Origin of the sequence: Caulobacter sp. DWR3-1-2, assembly GCF_049896225.1 — a bacterium.
In the GTDB taxonomy this organism is placed as follows: Bacteria; Pseudomonadota; Alphaproteobacteria; order Caulobacterales; family Caulobacteraceae; genus Caulobacter.
In genome coordinates this window covers 29,310-56,077 of sequence record NZ_JAFCTW010000010.1, presented here as the reverse complement: position 1 = coordinate 56,077, position 26,768 = coordinate 29,310, and the positions used below count along the sequence as shown (strand labels likewise).

At 66.9% G+C, this 26,768-nt stretch carries 27 protein-coding genes; 12 read left to right on the top strand and 15 right to left on the bottom strand.

All coding sequences use genetic code 11. From position 1 onward, the window contains the following. Positions 1-120 precede the first annotated feature (120 nt). The 4 genes from ACP696_RS14550 (at position 121) to ACP696_RS14535 (ending at position 4,644) form a co-directional block, all read left to right on the top strand. Positions 121-873 carry a tetratricopeptide repeat protein gene (locus ACP696_RS14550; RefSeq protein WP_426029631.1) on the top strand — a complete coding sequence of 251 codons (753 nt, stop codon included), beginning with the start codon at positions 121-123 and terminating at the stop codon, positions 871-873. A gap of 11 nt (positions 874-884) precedes the next feature. After that, the gene (locus ACP696_RS14545) at positions 885-2,297 is read left to right on the top strand and encodes a PQQ-binding-like beta-propeller repeat protein (RefSeq protein WP_426029630.1); all 1,413 of its coding nucleotides are present in this window, start codon (positions 885-887) and stop codon (positions 2,295-2,297) included. 108 nt (positions 2,298-2,405) lie between these two features. Further along, positions 2,406-4,190 carry a ribosome biogenesis GTPase Der gene (gene der / locus ACP696_RS14540; RefSeq protein WP_426011383.1) on the top strand — a complete coding sequence of 595 codons (1,785 nt, stop codon included), beginning with the start codon at positions 2,406-2,408 and terminating at the stop codon, positions 4,188-4,190. Between the two features lie 91 nt (positions 4,191-4,281). After that, positions 4,282-4,644, top strand: coding sequence for a hypothetical protein (locus ACP696_RS14535; protein ID WP_426043953.1), 363 nt, complete (start codon positions 4,282-4,284; stop codon positions 4,642-4,644). Positions 4,645-4,662: 18 nt separating this feature from the next. Here the strand turns inward: ACP696_RS14535 and ACP696_RS14530 are convergent, their stop codons facing one another. The 14 genes from ACP696_RS14530 to rpsF all read right to left on the bottom strand — a co-directional run bounded on the left by ACP696_RS14530 (position 4,663) and on the right by rpsF (position 18,846). Further along, positions 4,663-5,322, bottom strand: coding sequence for an NAD(P)/FAD-dependent oxidoreductase (locus tag ACP696_RS14530; RefSeq protein ID WP_426043952.1), 660 nt, complete (start codon positions 5,320-5,322; stop codon positions 4,663-4,665). Positions 5,323-5,436: 114 nt separating this feature from the next. Then, positions 5,437-5,565 (bottom strand): FAD-dependent oxidoreductase, encoded by a 129-nt coding sequence (locus ACP696_RS14525; RefSeq protein ID WP_426043951.1) that lies wholly within the window; start codon positions 5,563-5,565, stop codon positions 5,437-5,439. A 106-nt stretch (positions 5,566-5,671) separates the two neighbouring features. Next, a complete protein-coding gene (locus ACP696_RS14520) occupies positions 5,672-6,424 on the bottom strand; it encodes an SDR family NAD(P)-dependent oxidoreductase (RefSeq protein WP_426043950.1) in 753 nt (250 codons plus the stop codon). A 41-nt stretch (positions 6,425-6,465) separates the two neighbouring features. After that, the gene (locus ACP696_RS14515) at positions 6,466-7,452 is read right to left on the bottom strand and encodes a bile acid:sodium symporter family protein (RefSeq protein ID WP_426043949.1); all 987 of its coding nucleotides are present in this window, start codon (positions 7,450-7,452) and stop codon (positions 6,466-6,468) included. A 127-nt stretch (positions 7,453-7,579) separates the two neighbouring features. Next, on the bottom strand, positions 7,580-9,082 hold the full coding sequence (purF, locus tag ACP696_RS14510) for an amidophosphoribosyltransferase (protein ID WP_426011388.1): 1,503 nt from the start codon (positions 9,080-9,082) through the stop codon (positions 7,580-7,582). Further along, positions 9,079-9,702, bottom strand: coding sequence for a CvpA family protein (locus tag ACP696_RS14505; protein WP_426011389.1), 624 nt, complete (start codon positions 9,700-9,702; stop codon positions 9,079-9,081). The genes purF and ACP696_RS14505 overlap by 4 nt, the downstream gene beginning before the upstream one ends. Beyond that, a complete protein-coding gene (gene radA / locus ACP696_RS14500; RefSeq protein ID WP_426011390.1) occupies positions 9,699-11,081 on the bottom strand; it encodes a DNA repair protein RadA in 1,383 nt (460 codons plus the stop codon). The genes ACP696_RS14505 and radA overlap by 4 nt, the downstream gene beginning before the upstream one ends. A 277-nt stretch (positions 11,082-11,358) precedes the next feature. Beyond that, the gene (alr, locus tag ACP696_RS14495) at positions 11,359-12,441 is read right to left on the bottom strand and encodes an alanine racemase (RefSeq protein ID WP_426043948.1); all 1,083 of its coding nucleotides are present in this window, start codon (positions 12,439-12,441) and stop codon (positions 11,359-11,361) included. 49 nt (positions 12,442-12,490) lie between these two features. Then, positions 12,491-13,174: a MarC family protein gene (locus tag ACP696_RS14490; protein ID WP_426011393.1), complete on the bottom strand. Its 684-nt coding sequence runs from the start codon at positions 13,172-13,174 to the stop codon at positions 12,491-12,493. A 72-nt stretch (positions 13,175-13,246) separates the two neighbouring features. Beyond that, positions 13,247-14,764 carry a replicative DNA helicase gene (locus tag ACP696_RS14485; RefSeq protein ID WP_426043947.1) on the bottom strand — a complete coding sequence of 506 codons (1,518 nt, stop codon included), beginning with the start codon at positions 14,762-14,764 and terminating at the stop codon, positions 13,247-13,249. Positions 14,765-14,934: 170 nt separating this feature from the next. After that, on the bottom strand, positions 14,935-17,379 hold the full coding sequence (locus ACP696_RS14480) for a TonB-dependent receptor plug domain-containing protein (RefSeq protein WP_426029623.1): 2,445 nt from the start codon (positions 17,377-17,379) through the stop codon (positions 14,935-14,937). 197 nt (positions 17,380-17,576) lie between these two features. Then, the gene (gene rplI / locus ACP696_RS14475) at positions 17,577-18,161 is read right to left on the bottom strand and encodes a 50S ribosomal protein L9 (RefSeq protein WP_426011396.1); all 585 of its coding nucleotides are present in this window, start codon (positions 18,159-18,161) and stop codon (positions 17,577-17,579) included. 13 nt (positions 18,162-18,174) lie between these two features. Continuing rightward, the gene (rpsR, locus tag ACP696_RS14470) at positions 18,175-18,450 is read right to left on the bottom strand and encodes a 30S ribosomal protein S18 (RefSeq protein WP_426011397.1); all 276 of its coding nucleotides are present in this window, start codon (positions 18,448-18,450) and stop codon (positions 18,175-18,177) included. A gap of 15 nt (positions 18,451-18,465) precedes the next feature. Beyond that, positions 18,466-18,846: a 30S ribosomal protein S6 gene (gene rpsF / locus ACP696_RS14465; RefSeq protein WP_426011398.1), complete on the bottom strand. Its 381-nt coding sequence runs from the start codon at positions 18,844-18,846 to the stop codon at positions 18,466-18,468. A 265-nt stretch (positions 18,847-19,111) separates the two neighbouring features. Between rpsF and ACP696_RS14460 the strand changes: the two genes are divergently transcribed. After that, positions 19,112-19,765 (top strand): hypothetical protein, encoded by a 654-nt coding sequence (locus tag ACP696_RS14460; RefSeq protein ID WP_426043946.1) that lies wholly within the window; start codon positions 19,112-19,114, stop codon positions 19,763-19,765. A gap of 45 nt (positions 19,766-19,810) precedes the next feature. Here ACP696_RS14460 and ACP696_RS14455 read toward each other — a convergent pair whose 3' ends face one another. Continuing rightward, on the bottom strand, positions 19,811-20,365 hold the full coding sequence (locus ACP696_RS14455; RefSeq protein ID WP_426043945.1) for a peroxiredoxin: 555 nt from the start codon (positions 20,363-20,365) through the stop codon (positions 19,811-19,813). Positions 20,366-20,535: 170 nt separating this feature from the next. Here ACP696_RS14455 and fabD point away from each other — a divergent pair, with 170 nt between their 5' ends. The 7 genes from fabD (at position 20,536) to gmk (ending at position 26,741) form a co-directional block, all read left to right on the top strand. Further along, the gene (fabD, locus tag ACP696_RS14450) at positions 20,536-21,480 is read left to right on the top strand and encodes an ACP S-malonyltransferase (RefSeq protein WP_426043944.1); all 945 of its coding nucleotides are present in this window, start codon (positions 20,536-20,538) and stop codon (positions 21,478-21,480) included. Positions 21,481-21,496: 16 nt separating this feature from the next. Beyond that, entirely contained in the window at positions 21,497-22,237 is a 741-nt protein-coding gene (fabG, locus tag ACP696_RS14445) for a 3-oxoacyl-[acyl-carrier-protein] reductase (RefSeq protein WP_426011402.1), read from the top strand. A 187-nt stretch (positions 22,238-22,424) separates the two neighbouring features. Next, the gene (locus ACP696_RS14440) at positions 22,425-22,664 is read left to right on the top strand and encodes an acyl carrier protein (RefSeq protein ID WP_007672577.1); all 240 of its coding nucleotides are present in this window, start codon (positions 22,425-22,427) and stop codon (positions 22,662-22,664) included. 170 nt (positions 22,665-22,834) lie between these two features. Further along, positions 22,835-24,115, top strand: a complete 1,281-nt coding sequence (gene fabF / locus ACP696_RS14435) for a beta-ketoacyl-ACP synthase II (RefSeq protein ID WP_426011403.1) — start codon at positions 22,835-22,837, stop codon at positions 24,113-24,115. After that, complete coding sequence (gene mltG / locus ACP696_RS14430) at positions 24,112-25,224, top strand: endolytic transglycosylase MltG (protein ID WP_426011404.1); 1,113 nt, start codon at positions 24,112-24,114, stop codon at positions 25,222-25,224. Before fabF ends, mltG begins: the two co-directional genes overlap by 4 nt. A gap of 1 nt (position 25,225) precedes the next feature. Then, entirely contained in the window at positions 25,226-26,107 is an 882-nt protein-coding gene (locus ACP696_RS14425) for a YicC/YloC family endoribonuclease (RefSeq protein WP_426011405.1), read from the top strand. Beyond that, a complete protein-coding gene (gmk, locus tag ACP696_RS14420; RefSeq protein WP_426011406.1) occupies positions 26,097-26,741 on the top strand; it encodes a guanylate kinase in 645 nt (214 codons plus the stop codon). The genes ACP696_RS14425 and gmk overlap by 11 nt, the downstream gene beginning before the upstream one ends. Positions 26,742-26,768: the final 27 nt, after the last annotated feature.

Genomic DNA, 26,768 nt, shown 5'->3' with positions numbered 1-26,768 from the left:
TATAGGTTCGCCGCCTCGGCGAGCCCGCTCGCCTTTGGTTTTCATCTATGGCGTCAATCTCGGAGCAATCCGGCGTTGCCGCCACCGGGCGCAGTTCTCGCCCCTATCGGAGCCTCGTTCGTGGTCGATGTGTTTGACGAGGTCGAAGAGCAACTGCGCTCCGACCGCTACAAGTCCCTCGCGCTGAAGTCGCTGCCTTGGCTGGGCGTGCTGGCGGCCGTGGCGATTCTCGCCGTCGGCGCCTGGTGGGGCTGGACCCATTATCAGGAAGGCCAGATCGCCAAGGCTTCAGAAGCCTACCAGGCGGCGCTGGAGAGCGAGCAAAAGATCGGCCCGGTCAAGGCGTTCCCGGCCTTCGAGGCGATCTCCAAGACCGGCCCGGCCGTTTACAAGACCCTGGCCCTGATCGAGATGGGCGGGGCGCGCCTTGAAGAGAACAAGACCCCCGAAGCGGTGGTCTATTTCGACCAGGCGGCCAAGCTTGCGCCCAATCCCATCCTGGCCGACCTGGCCGGCCTCAATTCCGCCTTGGCGCTCCTCGACACGGCTTCCTACAAGGATGTCGAGGCGAGGCTGACCCCGTTGATGGGCGAGAAGAGTCCCTATCGCGTTCAGGCGAAGGAAGCGCTGGCGTTCGCCAAGCTGCAGGCTGGTGATCTGGCCGGCGCACGGGCTGACTTCAGCGTGCTTTCCAACTCGCTGGACAACCCGTCGGACGAGGTCCGCCAGCGCGCCCAGGGCGCGATCGCGATGATCGATTCCGGTTCGGCCAAGAATCTCGCCGCCGTCGTCAAGGCCGCCAAGGCCTTGCCGCCGTCGGCCCTGCAGGCGCCGCCCGCCGGCCTTCCCGCCGCCCTCAATTCCGCCCAATGAGCCGCCGCACCATGACTTCAAAGCGTTCCCTGCTTCTCGCCGCGCTGCTGACGACCGCGGTGTCGGTCGCCGGCTGCTCGACGATTTCCAAGATCAATCCGTTCGACAAGAAGGAGGCCAACAAGACCCTGGCCACCCAAGGTCAACGGATTTCGGTCATCGCCTTCGACCAGAAGGTCGAGCCGGCCGAAGCGCTGAAGGGCTCCGATTTCTTCCTGCCCGAAGCAAAGGTGCAGGCCGACTGGCCCCTGCCGGGCGGCAACGCCGAGCAGTCGGTCGAACACGTGGCCGCCGCGGCCAATTTCGACATTGCCTGGCGCAAGGGTTTTGGCCAGAAGGCCAACAGGAAATTCCACGTCACCGCGCCGCCCGTGGCCGCCGACGGCAAGATCTTCGTGATGGACGGCGAGGCCACCGTCGTGGCCATGGACGCCCGCAGCGGCGCGACCGTCTGGCGCAAGGACCTACGTCCCGCCAAGGCGCCGGGCAAGAAGCGCGGCATGTTCGGCTTCGGCGGCTCGGGCGATCGCACCGGCTTTGGCGGCGGCGTCGCCTATGCCGGCGGGAAGCTCTACGTCTCGTCCGGCTTCCGCTTCGTGGCCCAACTGGACGCCGCGAGCGGCGCCGAGGGCTGGCGCCAGGAAACCAGCACTCCCGTCCACTCGGCGCCGACCGTCTCTGACGGCCGGGTGTTCGTTACCTCGACCGACAACGAGCTCCTGACCTTCAATGCCGCCGACGGCGCGCCGGGCTGGACCTATCAAGCCCTGATCGAACCGGCGCGGATCCTGTCCGCCTCGAGCCCGGCGGTCAGCGGCGACACCGTCGTGGCTGGCTTCGCCTCGGGCGAACTGGTGGCCCTGCGCACGACCAACGGCAACGACCTGTGGAGCGAGGCGCTCAGCCGCGCCAGCCGCACCAACGCCCTGTCGGAAATCCGCGACATCGCCGGTCGTCCGGTGATCTTCAAGGGCGACGTCTTCGCCGTCAGCCATTCGGGCGTCTTCGCCGCCACCGACCTTCGCACCGGCCAAGCCCGCTGGACCCTGCCCGTAACCGCCATCACCACCCCCTGGGCGGCCGGCGACGTGGTCTTCGTGGTCGACAAGGCCGGACAGGTGATCTGCGTGTCGCGGGAAGCCGGTCAAGTCTATTGGATCCGCGACCTCAACAACACCGACAAGCTGTCCAAGCGGCAAAAGAAGAAGCGCGCCAAGCATCCGCTGCTGTGGTCGACGCCGATCCTCGCGTCGGGCCGCCTGATCACCGTGTCGAGCGAGGGCGAGGCCGTGGCGTTGAACCCCAAGACCGGCGAGACGCTGAAGACCCTGAAGATCGGCCAATCGGTGCTGCTGGGTCCGATCGCCATGGGCGACGCCGTCTATCTGGCGACCGACGAAGCCAATCTGATCGCTATCCGCTAGACGTTTCGGGCGTCGCCCGAAGCCACAATTCAAGCTGCGCGAACCCGGGCTGGTGCTTACCAGTCCGGGTTTGTCGCTTTTGTCCCCGAAATCGACTAATCACACTCCATGCCTTTGAAACTCGCCATCGTCGGCCGCCCCAATGTGGGCAAGTCGACCCTGTTCAACCGTCTGGCCGGCCGCAAGCTGGCCCTGGTCGATGACCAGCCCGGCGTCACCCGCGACCGCCGGTTCGCCCACGGACGCCTTGGCGACCTGGACCTCGAGCTGATCGACACCGCCGGCTTCGAGGATGTCACCGACGAGAGCCTGGAGGCGCGGATGCGCGCCCAGACCGAGCTGGCGATCGACGAGGCCGACGTCTCTCTGCTGGTGTTCGACGCCCGCGAGGGCCTGACGCCGCTGGACAAGACCTTCGCCGAGATCCTGCGCAAGCGGAACAAGCCGGTGCTGGTCGCGGCCAACAAGTCCGAGGGCAAGGCCGGCGACCACGGCGCGGCTGAGGCCAACAGCCTGGGCCTGGGCGAGCCGATCCAGATCTCGGGCGAGCATGGCGAAGGCATGGCCGAGCTCTATGCCGCCCTGATCGCCATCGCCCCCGAGGAACTGCAGGGCGAGCACGAGGAACTGGGCGACGACAAGCCGATCAAGATCGCCATCGTCGGCCGTCCCAACGCCGGCAAGTCGACCCTCATCAACCGCCTGATCGGCGAGCAGCGGCTGTTGACCGGCCCCGAGGCCGGGATCACCCGCGACTCCATCTCGGTGGATTGGGACTGGGGCGGCCGCAAGGTCCGTCTCGTCGACACCGCCGGCCTGCGCAAGAAGGCCAAGGTCAACGAGAAGCTGGAAAAGCTCTCGACCGGCGACACCATCCGCTCGATCACCTTCGCCGAGGTCGTCCTGCTGATCATGGACGCCACCCACCCCTTCGAGACTCAGGACCTGCAGATCGCCGACCTGGCCGAGCGGGAAGGGCGCTGCGTCGTCTTCGTGCTGGCCAAGTGGGATCTGGTCGAGGACCAGGCCGCCACTCTGAAGGGCTTCGTCGAACACGCCGAACGCATGCTGCCACAGCTGCGCGGCACGCCGGTGGTGGCCCTGTCGGGCGAGACCGGCAAGGGCGTCGAAAAGCTGATGCCGGCCGTGCTGAAGAGCCACAAGGATTGGTCGACCAAGGTCAAGACCCGCGACCTCAACGACTGGCTGCAGATGGCCATGCAGCGTCACCCGCCGCCCAGCGTCGGCGGCAAGCGGATCAAGCCGAAATACATGGCCCAGATCAAGGCGCGCCCGCCCACCTTTGTGCTGTTCTCCAGCCGCGCCGACCAGATGCCCGAGCAGTATCGGCGTTATCTGATCAACAGCCTGCGCGAAAGCTTCGACCTGCCCGGCGTGCCGCTGCGCATCACCATCAAGTCAGGCGCCAATCCCTACGCCGAGGGCGAGGCCAAGGGCCACTCCGGCAAGGGCAAGCGCGAGTTCGAACGCAAGGAGCGCGAGGCCGAACGCATCAAGGCGTCGCGCAACACCGTCAAGAAGTCGGTCCGCCTGGCCGAGGCCGCGGCGGCCGCGGCCGGCGTCGAGTTCGAGCCTGGCCATCAGGAGGCCACCCCGACCAAAGCGGCCGTCCGGATCGCCAGGAAGGCTGGGCCCACCGTGACCAGAACCGCCAAGCCAATCGTTCCGACCAAGGCCGCGCCTGCGGTCGAGCCCGGCAAGGCGGCGGTCAAGTCGGTCAAGAAGCTGGGCCCCAAGGCCCAAAAGAAGTCCGAGACCCCGAGCTACAAGGTTGGCTTCAAGGCGGCTGGCGGCAAGGCGGCGGGTCCGCGCCGTCCGGTGGCCGGTTCGCGCACCGTGCGGGGCAACAAGGCGCCGCCCAAGGGGCGCTAAAATCGTTCCTCGATCGCCGATCGCGATCGACTTCAGGTGGCGCTTCCCCTGACAGCTTGGCTATAGTTGCCGTGTCAGGGGGAGTGGTTACATGTTTCTTGCCGCCGTAGGGTTCGCCGCCGCGCTGAACCAGGCCGACGCCGTCGCTGGCGCGGCGCCGATCGCCAAGCTTTCCAGCCGTATCTGCAGCGCGCCGACGCCGCCGCAAACCATCCGGCCCACCTTGCCGCCTATTCCGAAACTGCCGTCCTGCGTTAATGAGGCCAAGGGCACGCACACCTGTCGGAAAGGCGAACTCGATCGCTACAATGCCAGCATGAAGGCCCGAAACCGCGCGATGGACGAATTCATCGGCGCGGTGAACGGCTATACGGGCCTGCTCAACCAGTACACCCTGGCGGCCAACGAATACGCCCGGTGCGAGATCAGCGAGATCCGCAAGGCCGATGAATAGAGGCGATCACCAAGCGCGTCAGCAACCTCTCAGACGATTGTGCATCGCCGTCGCGGCGATCGACGCCTCGCCCTGGGCCGTGGTGATCTGGTTTAGGCCGCGCACCATATCTCCAGCCGCGTAAAGGCCGGGGATCGAGGTTTGCTGGTGTTCATCGACTACCAGCCGTCCCGACTCGTCGTGGTGGGCGCCGATCGCCAAGGCCAGGCCCGTACGCGGCGTGATACCCAAGGCGGTGTAGAGGGCGTCGAACTCCAGACGAACGCTGTCGGAGAAGCAGAGGGCGCGTGGGCGGTCGATCTGCAGTTCGACGCTCTCGATCGGGGTTTCGACGATCGTGATGTCCGCGCGCGCCAACCGATCACGCTCGTCCGCCGTCAGGGCGTCAGGCGCGCCCACATGGATCAGGGTAAGTTGGTCGGCATAGGTTTGAAGGAACAAGGCCTCCCGCGCGCCCAAGCCGTCGCCGCCGATCACGCCCACGCGCTTGCCGATCACTTCGAAGCCGTCGCAGATGGGGCAGGTGCGGAGCAAGGTTTGGCGCACGGCGCGTTCGACGCCAGGCAGGGCCGGCTCGTTGTCCTCGACGCCGCATGCCAGCAGGACGGTGGGCGACAGCACGGTTTCGCCGTCAATCGACAGGCTGAAGCCTTCGCCGGTCGATGAAAGGGCGTCCACGGTCCCCGACCGGATCTGCGCCCCGTAACGCACAGCATGCCGGCGTTGCAACTCCAGCAAATCCAGGCCGGAAACGCCTTCGGGAAAGCCCGGATGATTGTGGGTCTCGGGGATTCAGGCGGCCCGGCTGTCGCCGCCATCGATGACCAGGACCTGGCGGCGGAACCGAGCCATGTAGAGCGCTGCGGTCAGGCCAGCCGGACCCGCCCCGACGATCACGGCGTCATATGAGGTCTGGCTCATGGGTGGGCGACGGACAGCGAAGGGCAATTCGTCATTGCGGGTCTCCAGCGCCCATAGACGCGCAAGCCCCCCCTGAGGTTGCGTGAAGGGTCTCGCAAAGCGCGCCTTATCCGATGCTGGCCGATTCCTGACCGCGCGCCTTGAACACCACGACGCCTCCGGGCGGCTCCCGGTCGGCGCGAGCCATCTCGACGATCAGCGGCGCGAGGGTGTCGGGGGCCGGCACGCTAAGTGGATCCTCGCCGGGGAAGGCGCCGGCCCGCATGCGGGTGCGCATGGCGCCCGGATCGACGCAGAGGGCGCGGACCGTGGTGTTCTCCATTTCGTCGTTGTAGCAGCCGACAATGGCCTCAAGTCCGGCCTTGGACGCCGCGTAGCCGCCCCAGAAGGCGCGGTGGCTCTTGGCGACGCTGCTGGTGATGAAGATCGCGCGGCCGGCGTCGGCGCGGCGCAACAAGGGGTCCATGGCCCGGATCAGCCGCCAGTTGGCGGTCAGGTTGGTGGCCATGATCATGTCCCAGCCCTTGGGGTCCAGATGGCCCACGGGCGTCAGGGCGCCCAGCACCCCGGCGGCGCCGACCAGGATGTCCAGCTTGCCGAAGCGCGTTTGAAGGGCCGCGGCCAGCTGGTCCAGGCCATCGGCCTCGCGCAGGTCCAGCGGGACTAGCGTGGCGTGTTCGCCGGTGGCGGCGAAGATCGTGTCGTCCAGGGCTTCCAATGCGCCCTGGGTGCGGCCCAGGGCGATGACATGGGCGCCGGCCTTGGCCAGGCCGACGGCGATGGCTTCGCCGATGCCGCGCGTGGCGCCGGTGACGAGGGCGATGCGGCCGGCCAGCGGCGTTGCGGATTCGGACTTCATGAGCGGGTTCTAGTGGCTAAGGCGACGGATTGGAACCGCTGTCAGGCCTCGTCCGCCGGTCGCGCGCCATAGTGCTGGGCGATGACCGAGCAGGCCATCAGCTGGATCTGGTGGAAGATCATCAGCGGCAGCACCAGTATGCCGGCCGTGGCGCCGGGAAACAGGATGCCGGCCATCGGAACGCCACTGGCCAGGCTTTTCTTGGAGCCGCAAAACACGATGGCCACTTCGTCAGCCTTGGAAAAGCCCAGGGCCTTGGCGCCGAACACCGTGGCGGCCATGACGATGGCCAGAAGCACCGCGCAGACGGCCAGCAGCAGAAACAGCTCTGGGATCGACACAATTTTCCAGATGCCGCCAACCACCGCCGCGCTGAAGGCCGAATAGACGACCAGCAGGATCGAACCGCGATCCACCTTGCCGACGATGGCCTTGTGCCGTTCGATCCACGGGCCCACCCACGGTCGCAGCAGTTGGCCGATCACGAACGGCAACAGCAGTTGCACGACGATCGATACGATGGAGTCCAGCCCGCCGCCGGTGTCCCCGTGGGCATGGATCAGCAAGGCCACCAGCACCGGCGTCAGGAATATGCCCAACAGGTTCGAGGCCGAGGCGGCGCAGACGGCGGCGGCCACATTGCCCCGGCCGATCGAGGTGAAGGCGATCGACGACTGCACGGTCGAGGGCAGGCAGCACAGGAATAACATGCCGGTCGAGAGGGTGGGGGACAGCACGCCCGACCTGGCGATCAACAGGCCCAGGAGCGGGAACAGCACGAAGGTGAAGGCCAGGATCAGCAGGTGCAGCCGCCAGTGGATCATGCCCGCCACCACAGCCTCGCGCGACAGCTTGGCGCCGTGCAGGAAGAACAGCAGGGCGATGGCGATCTTGACGATCCAGCCGAGGATCACGGCCAATTCGCCGCGCACCGGAATGATCGAGGCCAGGATCACCATGCTGACCAGCAGCAGGATGTAGGGGTCGATCTTCAGCTTGGCGAGGAGGTCTTTGAACAAGCGCAGCATCCTAGCGGCGACGCCCTGCGTCCTTCGAGGCCGCTGCGCGGCGCCTCAGGATGAGGGATTCAAGATTTGGCTCAACGTTCCTCGTCCTGAGGTGCGAGCCATCGGCGAGCCTCGAAGGACGCAGGGCCTAGGCGCTGACCAGAAGCGACAACTGACGGTCAACCTGGTCGTTGCGGCCCTCGGCGATCTCGCGGTCGGTCAGGCGCGTGGGATAGTCGCCGGTGAAATAGTGGTCGGTGAACTGCGGGCGGGCGGGGTCACGAGGACCGGCCTCCAGCGCTTGATAAAGGCCATCGACCGACAGGAAGCCGAGGCTGTCCACTTCCAGGAACCGGGCCATCTCTTCCAGCGACTTGTTGGCCGCCAGCAGTTGGTCGCGCTCGGGCATGTCGATGCCATAGAAGTCAGGCCACTTGATCGGCGGGCTGGCCGAGCGGAGGTGGACCTCCTTGGCGCCGGCCTCGCGGACCATGCGGACGATCTTCAGCGAGGTTGTGCCGCGCACGATCGAGTCGTCGATCAGGATCACGCGCTTGCCTTCCAGCACGGCGCGGTTGGGGCTGTGCTTCATGCGCACGCCCAGTTCGCGCACGCCCTGGGTGGGCTGGATGAAGGTGCGGCCCACATAGTGGTTGCGGATGATGCCCAAGTCGAAGGGCAATCCGCTCTGCTGGGCGTAGCCGATGGCGGCGGGCACGCCGCTGTCGGGCACCGGCACCACGACGTCGGCCTCGATGCCGGTCTCGATGGCCAGGCGCTGGCCCATGCGCTTGCGCACGTCATAGACCGAGCGACCGTTGACCACGCTGTCGGGGCGGGCGAAATAGACATATTCGAACACGCAGGGGCGAGCTGGCAGGCTGTTGAACGGCTTGGTCGACTTCACCCCGGTCTCGGAGATGACCACCATCTCGCCGTGCTCGACGTCGCGCACGAAACGGGCGCCGATCATGTCGAGGGCGCAGGTCTCGGAGGCCAGAACCGGCTTGCCGTCGAGATCGCCCAGGACCAGCGGGCGGATGCCCAGCGGGTCGCGCACGCCGATCATCTTCTTGTTGGTGATGGCGACCAGAGCATAACCGCCCTCGATCTGGGCGACGGCGTCGATGAAGCGATCCACGATGCGAGCCTTCCGCGAGCGGGCAATCAGGTGGAGGATCACCTCGCTATCGCTGGTCGACTGGAAGATGGCGCCTTCCTGCACCAGCCGCTCGCGCAGGGTCAGGAAGTTGGTCAGGTTGCCGTTGTGGGCGATGGCCACGCCGCCGGTCTCGAGATCGGCGAACATTGGCTGGACATTGCGGATGCCGCTGCCGCCGGCCGTGGAATAGCGGGTATGGCCGATGGCCATACTTCCTGGCAGACGCTCCACCAGGTCATTGCCGGTAAAGGCGTCGCCCACATGGCCCATATGCCGTTCGGTGTGGAAGCGCTGGCCGTCGAAGGCGGCGATGCCGCAGGCTTCCTGGCCGCGATGCTGCAGGGCGTGCAGTCCCAGGGCGGTGATGGCGGCGGCGTCGCGAACGCCATAAACGCCAAAAACCCCGCATTCGAGACGCAGGGTGTCGTCCTCCGGGTCACGCCAAGGGGCGGAGGAAAAGCGGTCGGTCGACTGGCCGAAAGACGTCATCGCGATTTCTCCACCAGCTCGTCGACGGAGCGACGCTGGGTTCTATCATAGCCTGGTTCGCCCGGCTTGGGTTCGGACGGTTTGTCGCTGGCGCCATCATGGACGGCGTCCTCGATGGCGGGCGCCAGTTTTCCGGCAAGGCCGGCGCCCTTGGGGGCAAAGACCTTCAGCACCTTGGCGCTGGCCGTAGATAGGGGGTAGAGCGCCGATTTCGAGACCCAGGCGGGAATGCGGTCGGGCGGTGTGGCCATGTTAAACACCAGATTGAACACCCCCAGCACCACCAGGCCCCGGATCAGGCCGAACGCCATGCCCATCAGCCGGTCCAGGGTTCCCAGCGCGCCGTCGGCGTGCAGCGTCCGGCTGATCGAGGCGCCCAGTAGCCGCAGCAGGATGAAGGCGATGACGAAGGTGACCAGGATGGCGGCCGCCGTGGCCGCCCAGTCGGGGTCCATCAGGCCACGAAACAGCGGTCCGGTGATCCGCAGCCCCAGCAGGGCGACCAGCGCGGCGATGATGAACGACAGGGCCGAGGTCAGCTCGCGGGAGGCGCCGCGCGCGAAGCCCACGATGGCCGAGACCAGCAGGATCAGGCCGAAGATGATGTCGAAAGGCGTCACGTCAGCTGACCCCAGATTTCGTCGCCGATCCGCCGCACCGCGTCGGCCAGTCGCGACACGCCGGCCACCGGCAGGGCGCCGCCGCCTTCGGGCAGGCCCGACAACGGACCCAGGGCTCGACCAAAGCCGAGTTTCGCGGCTTCTTTCAAACGCGTCTCCATACGGCTCACGGGCCGCACCTCACCGGAAAGACTGACCTCGCCGAACACGACGCAGTCCTGCGGCAGGGCGATGTCCAGGGCCGAGGAGGCCAGGGCCGCCGCCGCCGCCAGGTCCGCCGCGGGCTCGGTGATCCGCAAGCCCCCAGCGACGTTCAGATAGACGTCCTTGTTGCCAAAACCAAGTCCGCATCGGCTTTCTAGCACGGCCAGCACCATGGCCAGGCGCCCGGAATCCCATCCGACCACCGCGCGTCGCGGTGTTCCGTACGCGGAGGGCGCGACCAGGGCCTGGAACTCCACCAACACGGGTCGCGAGCCCTCGATGCCGGCGAATACCGCCGCCCCCGCCGCCCGCTCGCCGCCCTCGTTGAGGAACAGGGCCGAGGGGTTTTTGACCTCGCGCAGGCCCGAATCGCCCATCTCGAACACGCCGATCTCGTCGGTGGCCCCGAACCGGTTCTTGGCCCCGCGCAGGATGCGGAACGGATAGCCGCGCTCGCCCTCGAAGCTGAGCACCGCGTCGACCAGATGCTCGACCACGCGCGGCCCGGCGATCTGGCCGTCCTTGGTGACGTGGCCGACCAACAGGATGGCCACGCCCTTTTTCTTGGCAAGGCGCACCAGTTCTTGGGCGCAGGCCCGCACCTGGGTCACCGTGCCGGGACCGGCCTCGTGGGCGTCGCTCCACATGGTCTGGATCGAGTCGATGACCACCAGGTCGAAATTGTCGCGCTTCAGTCCGTCGAGGATGTCACGCAGGCTGCTCTCGGCGGCGAGCTTCACATCGGCATGGGCCAGGCCCATGCGCTCGGCGCGGCCCCGGATCTGGGCCACGGCCTCTTCGCCGGAGATATAGGCGCAGGACGCGCCGCGCATCGAGGCCTTGGCCACCACCTCCAGCAACAGGGTGGACTTCCCCACTCCGGGGTCGCCGCCGATCAGGATGGCCGAGCCCGGCACCACGCCGCCGCCGCACACCCTGTCGAACTCGTCGACCCCGGTGATGATGCGGGGTGGGGCGGGGGTGTCGCTTTCCAGGCCGGTGAACTGCAAACCGCGCGCGCGGCTGGCCTTGGTGACCGACAAGGCCCCTGGGGCGCGAGCGCCGGTTTCCTCGACTAGAGTGTTCCAGCCCTGACAGGCCGAGCATTGCCCCGACCACTTGGTCGTGACCGCGCCGCAGGACTGGCAGGCATAGACGGCGCCGTCTCGGGCCATGGGGTCTCCTGATTCGCGCGTGACTGGAGAGTACAGGGTGCCGGGGCGATGCGCCAAAGCCGGACGTGGCATTCTGCGCCGGTGTCACGGACCAATGTTCTCAGCGACGCAAGGCCGATGGCGCATAGGGCTCACCCTCCCCAAAACTCTCTTCATCCCGGCGAAGGCCGGGATCCAAGCCGAATTTGGCGGTTTCGTTCTGAATCAACGGTTGGCGCAGCTTGGGTCCCGGCCTTCGCCGGGATGAGGGGATGAGGGGGGTGTTGGAGCGAAAGCTTCAACCGCCCTTCACGACCCGCCGCGCCCGGGGCGCGATGCGGGTGAGCAGCTCATAGGCCGTGGTGCCCGCCGCCGCCGCCGCGTCGTCGACCAGGCGGTCGGGGCCGATGATCTGCATCATCGCACCCGGCCTTGCCGCGTCGCAATCGGTGATGTCGACGGCGATCAGGTCCATGGAGACCCGGCCCAGCATCGGCCGCAGGGCGCCGTCGAACCACATCGCCCCGCGCGGATGGGCGGCGCGGGGCACGCCGTCGGCGTAGCCGGCCGCCAGTATGGCGACGCGGGTGGTCTCGGTGGCGGTGAAGGCCGCGCCATAGCCGATGCTCTCGCCGCGCGGCACGACCCGCGCCTGCAGGATCGGCGCTTCCAGGGTGGCCACGGCCTTGATCCGGGCGTCGGGCAGGTCGCGCGGGCCGCCGCCATAGAGGCTGATCCCGGGACGCGCCTGATCGAACTGGTAGTCGCCGCCCAGGAAGATCCCGCCGGAATTGGCCAGGCTGCGACGGGCGTTGGGGAACAGGGCCGCCGCCTCGGTGAAGCGGGATAGCTGCCGGGCGTTCAAAGCATGGTCCGGCTCGCTGGCGCAGGCCAGGTGGCTGATCACGAGGGTGAGGTTGACGTGCTTGAGGCGGTCCATGGCCCCGGTCAGCACGACGGCCTCCTCCGGACGCAGGCCCAGGCGGTTCATGCCGGTGTCGATGTGCAGGGCGGCGTCCAGCACTCGGCCGCGCGCATGGCTATTCCAAGCCTCGATCTGCGGCAGGCTGTTGAGCACCGGCGTCAGGCGCGCGGCCTCGATGGCCGGGGCCGCGCCGGGCGTCACGCCGTCGAGCAGGTAGATCGTGGCGTCCCGATCACCCAAACTCGCGCGCAAGGCCAGGCCCTCCGACAGCCGGGCGACATAGAAGCTCCGCGCGCCTTCGTCCCACAGCCGGCCCGCCACCAAGGCCGCGCCCAGTCCGTAGCCGTCGGCCTTGACCGCCGGCGCGATCTCGGCCCCGCCCGCCGCGGCCTTGAGCACGGCGTGGTTGGACGCCAGGGCGTCGAGGTCGAGGGTGAGCAGGCTGGTTTCGGTCACGGGGCAGGGCGTAACCGAGGCCGCCGTCCAAGGCCAGTGGAGATCGCGCTCAATGGTGGAGCAGAAACTGTGTCGCCAGGTTCTCCACACCGCTGGCCAGGATCTGGACGCCGATGCACAGCAATAGAAAGGCGACCAGACGCGACATCACCCGAGCACCAGAGACGCCAAGCAGGGCCATGACGCGGTCCGAGGCCCGATACAGCAGCCAGATCGACAAGGCGATCGCCACGGCCGCCAGGCTCGCGCCCAGGAAAAATGGCACCACGGTGTGTCCGCCGGCCGGCCTCTGGGAAGACAGGGCGATGGCCACGGCGATCGAGCCTGGTCCGGTGGTGAACGGCATGGTCAGGGGGAAGAAGGCGATGTCCTCGGCGCGTTGCTGGGCCGGCGCGGCGTCGCCGCTCTTGCGGTCCTCGTAGTCTTCTGGATCCATCAACAGGCCCCAGGCGCGGATCGCCACGACCAGCCCGCCAGCCACCCGCAGAGCGCCCAGGCTGACACCGAAGAAGTTGAGGATATAGCCGCCCAGTAGCAGCGAGCCGAGCAGGATGGCCAGGGCGTAGACCGCGATCTTGGCGGCCAGGGCGTGGCGCTCGGCCGGCGTGCGATGGCTGAGCACCTGGTGGAAGATCAACGAGGCGCCGACCGGATTGACGATCGAGAACAGCGCCGGGAAGGCCAGCAGGAAGGCGCCTGCCACGGTGTCCAGGGGCAGGGGGTGGAAGTCCATCGATCAGCCTCGCGATGTGAACGGCGCGACCCTGACCCGTGTTTGTCCGTCAGGTCAAACCTCAGCGCGCCCCTATTCCTCGCTGCCGCTGCGGTGCTGGTGGAAATAGTGGTCGCGGGCCAGATTGCCAAAGCGGGTGGTGTCGCTGTTGAACGACAGGCGCACGGTCCCGATCGGGCCGTGCCGCTGCTTGGCGATGATCACCTCGGCCAAGCCCTGCAGGCGGTCCATGTCCTCCTGCCATTGCAGGTGCTCGGGCGTGCCTTCGCGGGGCTCGGCGCGGCCGACATAGTAACTCTCGCGATAGACGAACCAGACCATGTCGGCGTCCTGCTCGATCGAGCCCGATTCCCGAAGGTCGGAGAGCTGGGGCCGCTTGTCCTCACGGTTCTCGACCTGGCGAGATAGCTGCGACAAGGCGATCACCGGGCAGGCAAGTTCCTTGGCCAAGGCCTTGAGACCCATGGTGATCTGGCTGACTTCCTGAACCCGGTTGGCGTTGGCGCCCAGGTCCGAGCCGGTGACCAGCTGCAGGTAATCGACCACCACCAGGTCCAGGCCCACCTGGCGTTTCAGGCGACGGGCCCTAGCGGTCAGCTTGGCGATCGAGATGCCGCCGGTGGCGTCGATATAGAGCGGCGCCTCCTGCAGCTCGATGGCCGCGTCGCGCACCCGGCCAAACTCCGAGGCGTCGATCTCGCCCTTGCGCAGCCGGTCGCCCGACACGCCCGAGGCGTCGGCCAGCATCCGCAACGCCAGCTGCTCGGCGCTCATTTCCAGCGAGAAGAAGGCGACGACGCCGCCGCTGACCGTCTTCTTGCTGCCGTCTGGCTGGGGTTCCCAGGCATATTTGCGGGCGATGTTGAAGGCGATGTTGGTGGCCAGCGCCGTCTTGCCCATCGAAGGGCGGCCAGCCAGCACCACGAGGTCGGAGGGGTGCAGACCGCCGATCTTCTGGTCCAGGTCGATCAGGTCACAAGCCAGGCCCGACATGCCGCCGTCGCGGCTGTAGGCCTCGGCGGTCATCTCGACCGCGCCGCGCAGGGCGTCACCGAAGCTGACGAAACCGGAGCTGGCCACGCCGCTTTCGGCCAGGGTGTAGAGCTGCTGCTCGGCCGCCTCGATCTGGTCACGGGCCGGAAGCTGCACCTCGCCATGGCCGTGGGCGGTCGTCGAGATCGTCCCGCCGATGCGAATCAGGTCGCGGCGCAGGGCCAGGTCGAACACCGCCCGCGCATAGTCGCCGACATTGGCGGCGGGGGGCGCGCGATCGACGAGGTCGGCCAGATAGCGCAGGCCGCCCAGTTCCTCGAAGGCCGGGTCCTTCTTGAACTCGTCGGCCAGCAGGATCGGCTCGGCCAGTTGGCCCTTGCGAATGTGGGTCTCGATCGCGCCGAACAGCCGGGCGTGGAAGGGCTCGTAGAAGTGACGGCCCTGCAGGCTGTCGGTCAGGCGCTCATAGGCGGCGTTGTCGTACAGCAGCACGCCCAGCAGCGCCTGCTCGGCCTCCAGATTGTGCGGCGCGACAGCGACGATGATCTCGCCCATCGGAGAGAACGGGCGGAGGTCTAGAGCGGGGACGAGCGACATGGGAACAGGTTAACGCGGAGCCTTCCCTCGCACACGGTCCGCATGGCCGACGGCGACAGATGAACGGGGATGTTTTGTGTATGTTCTGCGCCCGGCTTACGACAGACCCGGACGCATGAGAAAGGCGCGGAGATCGCTCTCCGCGCCTTATGGATTGACCCTAGGTCAGCCTACCAGCTGTAGCTGAGGCGGCCATAGACCAGTCGCCCGTTGAAGCCATAGGGCGAGAAGTTGCTGTAGGGCCCCGCACCGCTGGTGTTGAGATTGGGCGGCACCTGGTTGGTGTAGGAGTCGAACAGATTGTCGGCGCCCACCGAGGCCGTCAACCCGATCGGGAAGGTGTAACGGGCTTCGGCGTCGATGACGCCGCTCTTGCCGGTATGCCAGTCGGTGCTGCCGTCATTGGCGGTGCCGGGGGCCAGCACGTCGCCATAGAAGGTCGAGCGCAGGGTCGCTCCCCACTGGTTCTTGCTCCAGTCGCCCTGCAGGGTGACCTTCTGGCGCGGCGTGCCCTTTTCGAAGCGCAGGGTGGCTTGGCGGGCGAACAGCGATTGCGGCTTGGCCAGAGTGGTGGTGACCGGCGTCTTGTCGACGCTGAAGTCGTTGAGATTGCCCGCCAGGGTCAGGTCGAACGTGCCGGCCTGTTCGTCATTGATCCGGTAACGCGCCACCACGTCGATCCCCTGGGTCGAGGTGTCGACGCCGTTGATGAAGATCCGGGCTGCGGTCGTGCCATAGCGCGCGAGCAGGGCGCCGATCTGGGCGGCGTTGGGGTTGGACGCGCTGGCAGCGTTCGAGAACAGTTCCGACAGCACGATGCGGTCACGCACGTCGATCTTGTAGCTGTCGATCGTCAGCTCGAAGGCGCCCTTGCGATAGACCGCGCCGAGCGAATAGTTGGTCGATTTCTCGGCCTCAAGCGGCTTGCCGCCCAGCGCCAGGCCCACCGGGCTGACCGACGGATAGGTGCCGGATTCGAACGGCACCAACACCGTGCCGCCGCCGCCCGGCAGAGCCTGGGCCACATAGGTGATCGAGGTGGCGGTGTAGTACTGCTGCTGGAGGCTCGGGGCGCGGAAGCCGGTCGAGACCCCGCCGCGCAGCGCGAAGGCGGGGGTAAAGTCATAGCGCGCCGTGAACTTGCCCGTCGTGCTGGAGCCAAAGTCCGAATAGTCCTCGTAGCGGCCCGCGACGCCAACGGTCAGCTTGTCGGCGACCTTGCCTTCCAGGTCGATATAGACCCCGACCTCGTGGCGATCGACATCGACAGCGTTGCTCGGCGCGAAGCCGGTGAAGCCGCGTGAGCCGAAGGCCAGAGTCGGCGAGACCGTACCGCGGGCATAGGAAGCGACCTCGCCTGCATTGATCTGGAAGCCTTCGCGGCGGGCTTCCAGACCAAAGGCGACGTTCAGCGGAGCGGCCAGGCCCACCTCGACCTCGCGGCTGGCGTCCAGGCCGAAGGTCAACTGGTCATAGGTCAGGCCGCCGGCCTTGAAGCTGTGCGGCGAGGTCGGGCCATAGGACGGGTTGATCGTGTTCTCGACACCAAAGTCGATGTCGTTGCGGCCATAGACCAGGTTGGTGTCGATCTTGAAGCTGCCCAGTTCGCCGCGCAGGCCGCCGGCTGCCGTGACGTCCTCGGTGTCGGTGGTCACCAGCGGCAGGTAGCCGCTCGGATAGACCGACGGGATGTTCTGGCTGGCGTCGGTGGGCAGGCGGAAGCTGGCGGCGGAGTTGGCGTCGCGCTGCTGATAACCATACCAGCCATAGGCTTCCCAGCCGGCCGCCAGGGGCTTGGCGGCGTTCAGATAGACCGAGACGTCCTCGGTCTTCGGATCGCCGGTGCGGCCGGTGACGCGGGCGGGACTGACGCGCGGGTCGAAATCGGCGCGATTGGTCGGGTCGAGGTCGCGGTACTGGGCCGAGACGGTCAGGAAGCCGTCGCTGCCCAGCTTGAAGCCCTGCCAGCCAGACACGGTGGCCGAGGCGCCGTCGGTGATGTCGCGCTTGCCGCCGTAGAACCCATTCAGCTGGGTCACGTACTCGCCGTAGGTAACGGTTAGGCCGCCGCCGTGATCGGCCTCGCGCAGGCGCAGATTGACGACGCCGGCGATGGCGTCCGAACCGTATTGGGCCGAGGCGCCGTCGCGCAGCACCTCGATACGGTCGATGGCGCTAGTGGGGATGGCGTTCAGATCGACGGCGGCCGAGCCGCGCCCGACCGAGCCGTTGACATTGATCAGGGCCGAGGTGTGACGGCGCGCGCCGTTGACCAGCACCAGGGTCTGGTCGGGACCCATGCCGCGCAGCACCACGGGACGGATGGCGTCGGTGCCGTCGGTGTTGGACGGTCGCGGGAAGGTGATTGAAGGCACGGTGGCGGCCAGGGCGGTGGCGATGTCGGTGGCGCCGCGCTGTTGCAGGGCCTTGGCGGTGACCACATCGACGGGCGCCAAGGTGTCGAGGCGCGAACGGCCAGTGGTGCGGGTGCCGGTGACGACCACCTCTTCGACTGCGGTCTGTTCATCCGGGTTCGGCGCCGTGGATTGGGCGTGGGCGACGCCGGCGAAAGCGGCCACGGACGTGGCGGTCAACAGGAAGCTCTTGAAACGCATGACAGTATTCCCCTCTGGAAGCTCCGGGGGCGTCTCGCGCCTTTTTTCCCGAGGCGGGGAGTTCAGTCTCCCCTGGCTAGAGGATGGGTATCGCGGCGTTCGCCTACAAGCTGAGCATTTCTATGTAATTGCACAGAAAAAAACGGCGCGGATTGCTCCGCGCCGTTTTTCAGGTTTCTCAAGGCGCTACGAGCCGATCAGGACTCGTAGTGGTCGCCTTCGAACGAACCGGCGCCACCGGCGGCCATGTCCGAAGCGGCTTCGGCCTCAGCGGCGCGATCCTCTTCGAACTGGGCGGCGACGACGTTTTCGCCGCGCGCTTGGCGATCGGCTTCATCCTGGCTGCGCGCGATGTTGAGGGTAACCGTGATGGTCACCTCGGCGTGCAGCTTCACCTTCACTTCGTGAAGACCCAGGTTCTTGATCGGCTTGTCGAGGACGATCATCGAGCGATCGATCTTGCCGCCGCCGCCCTTGATGGCGTCGGCGACGTCGCGACCCGCGACCGAACCGTACAGCTGGCCGCTTTCGCCGGCTTGACGGATCATCACATAGGTCGTGCCGTCCAGACCTTCGCCGGCCTTGCCGGCGTTTTCGCGGTTCTTGACGTTGCGAGCTTCGATTTCAGCGCGCTGAACCTCGAAGTTCTTCAGGTTGGCCGAGTTGGCGCGCAGCGCCTTGGAACGCGGCAGCAGGAAGTTACGGGCGAAGCCGTCCTTCACCGTGACCACGTCGCCGAGGACGCCAGTGCCTTCGACGCGTTCGAGCAGGATAACTTTCATCGTGGTGTCTCCCTTACTTCACGACGTAGGGGAGCAGAGCCAGGAAGCGGGCGCGCTTGATGGCCTTGGCCAGTTCGCGTTGCTTCTTGGCCGACACCGCGGTGATGCGCGACGGCACGATCTTGCCGCGTTCGGAAACGTAACGCTGCAGCAGCTTCACGTCCTTGTAGTCGATCTTCGGCGCGTTGGCGCCCGAGAACGGGCAGACCTTGCGGCGGCGGAAGAACGGGCGGCGGGCGCCGGCGCCGGCGGCCGGAGCGGCGGCTTCGGGAGCGGTTGTATCGGTCATGATCTCTCTTCTCCCTTACGCGGCCGGCGCGAATTCGTCGCGCGGGCGCTCGGTGCGCTCGCCACGTTCGCGGTCGCGACGGGCCAGAACCGGCGACAGTTCCAGGTCCAGCTCTTCGACGCGGATGGTCATGAAGCGCAGCACGTCTTCATTGATCAGCAGCTGACGTTCCATCTCCTTGACGGCCGCAGCCGGAGCGTCGATGGCGAGCAGGGAATAGTGGCCCTTGCGGTTCTTCTTGATGCGATAGGTGAGGTTACGCAGGCCCCAGTATTCGATCTTGGCGATGTGACCGCCATTTTCTTCCAGGAGGGCCTTGAGTTGCTCATTCAGAGCTTCGGCCTGTTGCGGCGAGATATCCTGCCGCGCGATGACCACGTGTTCGTAGAACGACATGTTTTCCTTCTTCCGGCTTGGACAGCGGCGTGAGCGACGGCGGAAGTCCGTCGATCACGATGGATCCTGCATGCCGAGCGGGAAATCCCGACCCATAGGGCTGCGTGCAAGACCGCCATCCGTGAGAGGGCGCGCTATTACAGGAAAGCCGGCGGATAGGCAAGGAAGCCGTTGGTCGCCCGGTTTAAAGGCCGTCGTGGCAATATCATACAAACGTGCAGCCTGGCCCCTTCGGTCTGGTGCTAGCGCGTGGTATCGGGCGAACATGGGGTTTCGACCGTCTTCCTTGATCATGGCAGTAGCGGTCGCCCTGGCCGCCGCCGCGCCGGCTGTGGCGGGCGACGTGGTGAGAAAGCCCGACCTGTCGGTCTGGGGCAATGACGGCCACTTTCAGGGCTATTCGGCCGCCTTGCCGCTGGATCTGTCAACCGACGCCGAGAACGCTCGGGTGATCGCCAAGGTGGCTGGCGCGATCGATGACCCGACCTACAATCTCGACCTCAATCTCAGCCAGAAGCCCGACGAGCACGGCCAAGCCAATCGGTCGCTCTCGGCCGGCGCTTCGTGGAACGCGCGCGAAGCGGCGATCCGCTCGTCTCTGGCGCGATCGTTCGGCTTCGGCATTCTGCCCAAGACCAACTATGTGCGGCTGTCGATGGACATGAACGCCACCCAGCCGGTGTATCTACGGGGCCGCACGCCGGTGACCCGGGCCAGTCTTCGCTCCGAACTGACCTTGGATGGCCGGCCGGTGGCCTCCATCGCCGTGGGCGGCGGCACGATGGGCGAGGAGGGCTTCGACGTCAGCCTGACCCGGCCTTTCGACATCCCCGCCGAATTCACCGTCAGCCTGCGCGCCGCCGACGAGCGGGTCCAGGACGGCCGGGTGATGGTCAAGCTGGTCCGGACGACCTGGTAGGGTCCGGTACCGAGCGCGCCGGACCGAAGTCCGACGCTCCCAATGCTACTTCTTGGCCGCCTTGTAGGCCTTAACGGCGTCCATGGTCTGGGTGACGTGGCCGGCGAAATTGCCGTCGCTATAGGCCATCAGGATCTTGCCGTTCGGCGCGATGACGTAGGAGGTCCGGTTTGACAGGCCGCCCGGCATCGGCACGCCGACCGCCTTCAAGCCCACGTCGTAGGACTTGATCAGGCCGTTGGGGGCGGCGGCCACCGCGAACTTGTCGCGGCAGTGTTCCTTGGAAAAGTCCTTGATGCGGTCGACGGCGCCGGCCGTGACACCGATCACCGTGGCGCCCAGCTTTTCGAATTCCGGCGTCGCCTCGGCGAACTCATGGGCCTCGGCCGTGCAGCCCGAGGTGTAGGCGGCGGGGAAGAAATAGAGGACCACGGGGCCCTTCTTCAGCGCCTTGGACAGGGTGAAGTTGAAATCCTTGCCGGCCAGGGCGGCGGGCGCGGTAAAGTCAGGCGCCTTGGCGCCGACCTTGAGGGCGGCCAGGGCGGGCGAGGCGGCGACCAAGGCGCCGCAGAGGGCGAGGCTGGCGAACAGGCGTTGCATGCTTTGGGCTCCAGAGACCTTAGACCACCCGAGCTACGGGTCGGACGGCAATTTGGACGCCCTGCAACGGAAAGCAAGAGAAGTCGGCGACCGCTGTCTCGCTTGCCCGTCGGCGGGCTTTCCCCTAACCCTCCGCGCCTGCAATCTATAAAAGAGAGGCGCGAGCTTCCATGAGCATCGCTTTCATCTTCCCCGGCCAGGGCAGCCAGACGGTCGGCATGGGCGCCGACCTGGCCCAGGCCTTCGCCTCCGCCCGCGAGGTCTTCCAGGAGGTCGACGACGCCCTTGGCCAGAAGCTGTTCAAGCTGATGGTCGAGGGGCCTGAGACCGACCTGACCCTGACCGAGAACGCCCAGCCGGCCCTGATGGCGGTCAGCCTGGCTGTCGCCCGCGTGCTGGAGAAGGAATTTGGCGTCGGCGTCGATCGCGCCGCCTTCGTGGCCGGTCACAGCCTGGGCGAATACAGCGCCCTGGCCGCCGCGGGCGCGATCACCCTGTCCGATACGGCCCGCCTGCTGAAGCTGCGCGGCCAGGCCATGCAGCGCGCCGTGCCGGTGGGCGAGGGGGCCATGGCCTCCTTGATCGGTCCCAAGACCGACCTGGCCCTGGCGGAAGCCGCCGCGGCGGCCGGCTCTGAAGTCGGCGTCTGCGTCGTGGCCAATGACAACAACAACGGCAATGTGGTGATCTCCGGCGAGAAGGCCGCCGTGGACAAGGCCATTGAGAAGGCCAAGGAACTGGGCGCGCGGGCCATTCCGCTGAACGTCTCGGCGCCGTTCCACTGCCCGTTGATGCGGCCCGCCGCCGACGAGATGGAGGAGGCCCTGGCCAACACCCTGATCGTCGCGCCCCGTGCGCCGCTGGTGGCCAATATCACCGCCTCGCCGGTCCATGATCCCGATGTCATCCGCCGTCTGCTGGTCGAGCAGATCACGGGCCGGGTACGCTGGCGCGAGAGCATGACCTGGCTAGCGGGCGAGGGCGGCGTCACCCGTTTCGCCGAGGCCGGGGCCGGCAAGGTGTTGTCGGGAATGGCCAAGCGGATCGCTCCGGATGCGCAAGCCGTTCCCCTGAACAGCCCGGCCGACCTCGAAGCCTTCGCAAAGTCGCTCTAGACCAGGAAATCAGATCATGTTCGATCTCACGGGCAAGACCGCCCTTGTCACCGGCGCCACGGGCGGCATCGGCGGCGCCATCGCCAAGGCTCTGCATGAGCAGGGCGCCCATGTCGTTCTGTCTGGCACGCGCGAATCAGCTTTGTCGGAGCTGGCCGCCCAGTTCGGCGAGCGCGTGTCGTTCGTCGCCGCGAATCTGTCGGACGCCGCCGCCGTCGATGGCCTGGTCGCCAAGGCCGAGGAGGCCGCCGGCGCGCCGCTCGACATCCTGATCGCCAACGCCGGGATCACCCGCGACGGCCTCCTGGTGCGGATGAAGGACGAGGACTGGGACACCGTGATCAAGGTGAACCTGGAAGGCTATTTCCGCCTGTCACGCGCCGCCGCCAAGGGCATGATGAAGCGCCGCGCGGGCCGGATCATCGGCATCACCTCGATCGTCGGCGTCACCGGCAATCCCGGCCAGACCAACTACGCCGCCTCCAAGGCCGGCATGATCGGCTTCTCCAAGGCTTTGGCCCAGGAACTGGCCAGCCGAGGCGTCACGGTCAATTGCGTGGCCCCCGGCTTTATCGCCAGCCCGATGACCGACGCCCTCAACGACGCCCAGAAGATGAGCATTCTGTCGACGATTCCGGCCGGTCGTCTGGGCGAGGGGAGCGATATCGCGGCGGCGTGCGTTTATCTCGCCAGTGACCAGGGCGGCTATGTCACGGGTCAGACCTTGCACGTCAACGGCGGCATGGCCATGATCTGACCAAGTCGTCTTTCCGGGGTTTCACGCCTTTCCGCTTTGAAAGGCCCAGGCCCTGATTTCTAAAGAGTACAGCCGCTAGTCACCCGAAAAAGAACGTGATAGGCGGTGGCCCGACAATTCCCGTGGGGGGTTAGGTTCGCCGAAACCGCCTGCGGAACTGCAAGATTTAAAACGAGGGACTAACAGAATGTCCGACATTCTCGAGCGCGTGCGCAAGATCGTCATCGAGCACCTGGATGCCGACCCGGAAAAGGTCACCGAGAAGGCCAGCTTCATCGACGACTTGGGCGCCGACAGCCTCGACAACGTCGAGCTGGTGATGGCTTTCGAAGAAGAATTCGACATCGAAATTCCGGATGACGCCGCCGAGCACATCCAGACCGTCGGTGACGCCGTGAAGTTCATCACGGAAAAGACCGGCGCCTAAGGCGTCGGGTTCGCAAGGCTCGCGAACAGGACTATCAACCGCCGCGTCGCACGGGCCCTTGCCATCGTGCGCGCGGCGGTTTTCGTATGTGGCCGAGATTCGCGAGCCGGGGGGCGCTGGATTTGTCCGAAATCCCCATATGTCCGCGATGCGAAGGTTGGGAGTGATCCATGCGTAGAGTCGTCGTCACCGGGCTTGGCCTTCTGACCCCTCTGGGTCAGGGCGTCGATGTGACCTGGAAGAATATCCTGGCCGGCAAGTCTGGCGCCAACAGGATCTCGGCCTTTGATCCGACCGAATACGCCTGCCAGGTGGCCTGCGAGGTCCCGCGCGTCGATGGCCGCGGCGGCGGCGGCCCGGATGTCGAGGGGGCCTTCAATCCCGACCTGACGATGAGCCCGCGCGATCAGAAGCGCGTCGACGACTTCATTCTGTACGGGATCGCTGCGGCGGACGAGGCCGTGAAGGACTCCGGCTGGGTCCCGGAAACCGACGAGGACAAGTATCGCACCGGCGTGATCATGGGTTCCGGCATTGGCGGCCTGTCGACCATCGCCGACACCGCCCTGGAACTGGAAGCCAAGGGCCCGCGCCGGATCAGCCCGTTCTTCATCTCCTCGGCTCTGATCAACCTGATCTCGGGCCAAGTCTCGATCCGTTATGGCTTCAAGGGTCCCAACCACTCGGTGGTTACGGCCTGCGCCACGGGCGCCCACGCCATCGGGGACGCCTGCCGCCTGATAAAGTATGGCGACGCCGACGTGATGGTGGCTGGCGGCGCCGAGGCGGCCGTCTGCAAGGTCGGCATGGCCGGCTTCATCGCTTGCCGCGCCGTTTCCACCGATTTCAATGACACCCCTGAGAAGGCCTCGCGTCCCTACGACAAGGATCGCGACGGCTTCGTGATGGGCGAGGGCGCTGGCGCCCTGGTGCTTGAAGAATACGAACACGCCAAGGCGCGCGGCGCCAAGATCTATGCCGAGGTCATCGGCTATGGCCTGTCGGGCGACGCCTATCATATCACCGCCCCGGCCGAGGACGGCGACGGCGGCTTCCGCGCCCTGTCGGCGGCGGTCAAGGACGCGGGCCTGCAGCCTTCGGACATCGACTATATCAACGCCCACGGCACCTCCACCATGGCCGACGGCATCGAGGCCGGCGCGGTCGAGCGGTTCCTGGGCGATCACGCCAAGAACGTGGTGATGTCGTCGACCAAGTCGATGACCGGCCACCTGCTGGGCGCGGCCGGCGCCATCGAGGGGATCTTTTCGATCCTGGCCATCCGCGACCAGATCGCGCCGCCGACCATCAACCTGGATAACCCGAACGTGACGGTCGCGATGAACCTGGCGCCCAACAAGGCCGTGCCGATGAAGATCGAGGTGGCGGTGTCCAACAGCTTCGGCTTTGGCGGCACCAACGCCTCCGTCGTGTTCCGCAAAGTCTCGTGAGCCGCAAGCCCGCACCGCTCCGCAAGGCCCCCGCGCCGCGCAAGGCCCCCAAGAAGACCGGGGCGCGCCGGCGCGAGACCGCCTCAATCGGCCGCCGCCTGATCGCCATGGGCGTGGGCGGGCTGACCATACTGGGCGTCGTCGCCATGCTGGCCGTGTTGGGTGGCCTGTGGGTTTATCAGGGTCCGGGTCCCGCCGCCAAGTCGGGTGAGGCGACCAATGTCGTCCTGCGGCGCGGCGCCAGCCTGCCAGAGATCGCCTCGACCCTTGAACAGGCGGGCGTGATCCGCTCGTCCTCGCTGTTCCTGACCGCCGCCCAGACCACCGGCGCGGCGCGACGCTTGAAGGCCGGTGAGTACGAATTTCCGACCCACGCCTCGCTGCGCGAGGTGCTGGCCAAGATCCGCGACGGCAAGATCGTCCGCCACCACGTGACCGTCGCTGAGGGCCTGACCTCCGACATGGTGGTCGACATCCTGATGCGCGCCCCGGAACTGACAGGCACCGTGCCTACCCCGCCGGAGGGCTCGATCCTGCCCGAGACTTACCAAGTCGTGCGCGGCGAGGACCGGGCGGCGGTGCTGCAGCGGATGATGGACGACCGCGACGCCTTGCTCGACAAGCTGTGGGCCGACCGCCAGCCGGGCCTGCCCTTCGCGACCAAGGACCAGGCCGTGACCATGGCCTCGATCGTCGAAAAGGAAACCGGCCTGGCCAGCGAGCGCCCGCACGTGGCGGCGGTGTTCATCAACCGCCTGCGCCAGGGCGTCCGCCTGGGTAGCGACCCGACGATCATCTATGGCCTGACCCGCGGACGGCCGCTGGGCCGGGGCATCCTGCTGTCTGAACTGCAACGCCAGACTCCCTACAACACCTATCTGATCGACGGCCTGCCGCCGACCCCGATCGCCAATCCTGGCAAGGCCGCCCTGGCCGCCGTGCTCAATCCGATGAACAGCGACGACCTCTACTTCGTCGCCGACGGCACGGGCGGGCACGTGTTCGCCTCGACCTATGAGGAACACGAGCGCAATGTCGCCAAATGGCGCCAGGTGGAGCGGTCGAAAGCGGCCGCCACACCCCAGAAGACGCCGCTGAGCGGAGGCTAGGATGGCGCTATCGGGCATGACCGGCTTCGCCCGCGTCGAGGGCGCGCACGGGGCCTGGTCGTGGGCGGTGGAGGCGCGCAGCGTCAACGGCCGCAATCTGGAGACCCGGTTTCGGGGCCCGCCGGGCTTCGAGAGCCTCGACAAGGCCGCCCGCGACGGCGCCCAGGCCCGGTTTCAGCGCGGCCAACTGACCGTGAACCTGCAGGCCAAGCGCGCCGAGACCGCTGGGACCACCCAGGTCAATGTCGAGGTGCTGGAGCGGTATCTGAAGGCCGGCGGTCCCTATGTCGCCACCGGCATGGTCGGCAAGCCGTCACTGGACGGATTGTTGGCGCTGCGCGGGGTCATTGACGCTCGCGAAGAGGAAGACGCCGCCGAGGACCGCGCCATGGTCGAGGCCGCCATGGCCGCATCGATCGGCCAGGCCCTGGACGGCCTGAAGGCCGCGCGGCTGGAGGAGGGCGCCGCCCTGACCCCGATCCTGGCCGGCGCCGTCGATCGCATCGACAACCTGACCAGCCTGGCAGATCAGGAGGCCGCCGGCCAACCGGCGGTGCTCAAGGAGCGCTACGCCCGGCGCCTGACCGACCTGATCGGCGAATCGGCCTCCGAAGAGCGCATCGTCCAGGAAGCCGCAGCCATGGCGATCAAGGCCGACGTCCGCGAGGAGCTCGACCGCCTGGCCAGCCACGTGGTCGCCGCCCGCGCCCTGATGAACGGCGAGGCCGCCGCCGGCCGCCGCCTGGACTTCCTCAGCCAGGAATTCATGCGCGAGGCCAACACCCTGTGCAGCAAGTCGGCGCTGACGGCGCTGACCACGCATGGTCTCGATCTGAAGGCGACGATCGAGCAATTCCGAGAACAGGTCCAGAATGTCGAATAACCCGCACGGACGCACGCGCGGCCTGCTGCTGATGGTCGTGGCCCCCTCGGGCGTCGGCAAGACCTCGCTGACCCGCCGCCTGGTCGCCGACCACAACGACCTTCACCTGTCGATCAGCGCCACCACCCGCGACGCGCGGCCGGGCGAGCACGACGGGCGCGACTATCACTTCGTCACCCAAGGTGCGTTCCAGGTGATGATCCAGGACGACGCCTTCCTGGAATGGGCCGAGGTTTACGGCAACCACTATGGCAGCCCGCGCGGCCCGATCATGGACGCCTTGGAGCGCGGCGAGAGCGTGTTGTTCGACATCGACTTCCAGGGCGCGATGAAGGTCCACGCCCAACTGCCGGACGACTCGGTGCTGATCTATGTGTTGCCGCCGTCCCTGGCCGAGATGAGCCGCCGCCTGCACGCCCGCAGCCAGGACAGCGAAGAGGTGATCGCCAAGCGCCTGGCGCGCGCCAAGGACGAGGTCGCCGACTGGCAGCGCTTCGACTATGTGATCCTCAACGAGGACTTCGACCGCGCCTATTCCGACCTCGCCCACATCTACCACGCCGAACGCCAGAAGCGCGTTCGCAACCCGTGGATCGGCGGGCTGGTGGCGGATCTGCTGAAGGAAGAGATTTAGAGTAACCAGTTCGATCATCGGGATCGC

Coding starts and splice junctions, on each gene's coding strand:
- ACP696_RS14490 (WP_426011393.1), bottom strand. CDS start 13,174: ATGGACTTCCACCCCCTGCCCCTGGACACCGTGGCAGGCGCCTTCCTG.
- ACP696_RS14485 (WP_426043947.1), bottom strand. CDS start 14,764: ATGTCGCTCGTCCCCGCTCTAGACCTCCGCCCGTTCTCTCCGATGGGC.
- radA (WP_426011390.1), bottom strand. CDS start 11,081: ATGGCCCGAGACGGCGCCGTCTATGCCTGCCAGTCCTGCGGCGCGGTC.
- ACP696_RS14480 (WP_426029623.1), bottom strand. CDS start 17,379: ATGCGTTTCAAGAGCTTCCTGTTGACCGCCACGTCCGTGGCCGCTTTC.
- ACP696_RS14525 (WP_426043951.1), bottom strand. CDS start 5,565: ATGAGCCAGACCTCATATGACGCCGTGATCGTCGGGGCGGGTCCGGCT.
- rpsR (WP_426011397.1), bottom strand. CDS start 18,450: ATGACCGATACAACCGCTCCCGAAGCCGCCGCTCCGGCCGCCGGCGCC.
- gmk (WP_426011406.1), top strand. CDS start 26,097: ATGTCGAATAACCCGCACGGACGCACGCGCGGCCTGCTGCTGATGGTC.
- der (WP_426011383.1), top strand. CDS start 2,406: ATGCCTTTGAAACTCGCCATCGTCGGCCGCCCCAATGTGGGCAAGTCG.
- ACP696_RS14455 (WP_426043945.1), bottom strand. CDS start 20,365: ATGCAACGCCTGTTCGCCAGCCTCGCCCTCTGCGGCGCCTTGGTCGCC.
- ACP696_RS14440 (WP_007672577.1), top strand. CDS start 22,425: ATGTCCGACATTCTCGAGCGCGTGCGCAAGATCGTCATCGAGCACCTG.
- ACP696_RS14460 (WP_426043946.1), top strand. CDS start 19,112: ATGGGGTTTCGACCGTCTTCCTTGATCATGGCAGTAGCGGTCGCCCTG.
- fabD (WP_426043944.1), top strand. CDS start 20,536: ATGAGCATCGCTTTCATCTTCCCCGGCCAGGGCAGCCAGACGGTCGGC.
- ACP696_RS14535 (WP_426043953.1), top strand. CDS start 4,282: ATGTTTCTTGCCGCCGTAGGGTTCGCCGCCGCGCTGAACCAGGCCGAC.
- ACP696_RS14520 (WP_426043950.1), bottom strand. CDS start 6,424: ATGAAGTCCGAATCCGCAACGCCGCTGGCCGGCCGCATCGCCCTCGTC.
- purF (WP_426011388.1), bottom strand. CDS start 9,082: ATGACGTCTTTCGGCCAGTCGACCGACCGCTTTTCCTCCGCCCCTTGG.
- fabF (WP_426011403.1), top strand. CDS start 22,835: ATGCGTAGAGTCGTCGTCACCGGGCTTGGCCTTCTGACCCCTCTGGGT.
- ACP696_RS14515 (WP_426043949.1), bottom strand. CDS start 7,452: ATGCTGCGCTTGTTCAAAGACCTCCTCGCCAAGCTGAAGATCGACCCC.
- ACP696_RS14425 (WP_426011405.1), top strand. CDS start 25,226: ATGGCGCTATCGGGCATGACCGGCTTCGCCCGCGTCGAGGGCGCGCAC.
- rpsF (WP_426011398.1), bottom strand. CDS start 18,846: ATGTCGTTCTACGAACACGTGGTCATCGCGCGGCAGGATATCTCGCCG.
- ACP696_RS14545 (WP_426029630.1), top strand. CDS start 885: ATGACTTCAAAGCGTTCCCTGCTTCTCGCCGCGCTGCTGACGACCGCG.
- fabG (WP_426011402.1), top strand. CDS start 21,497: ATGTTCGATCTCACGGGCAAGACCGCCCTTGTCACCGGCGCCACGGGC.
- rplI (WP_426011396.1), bottom strand. CDS start 18,161: ATGAAAGTTATCCTGCTCGAACGCGTCGAAGGCACTGGCGTCCTCGGC.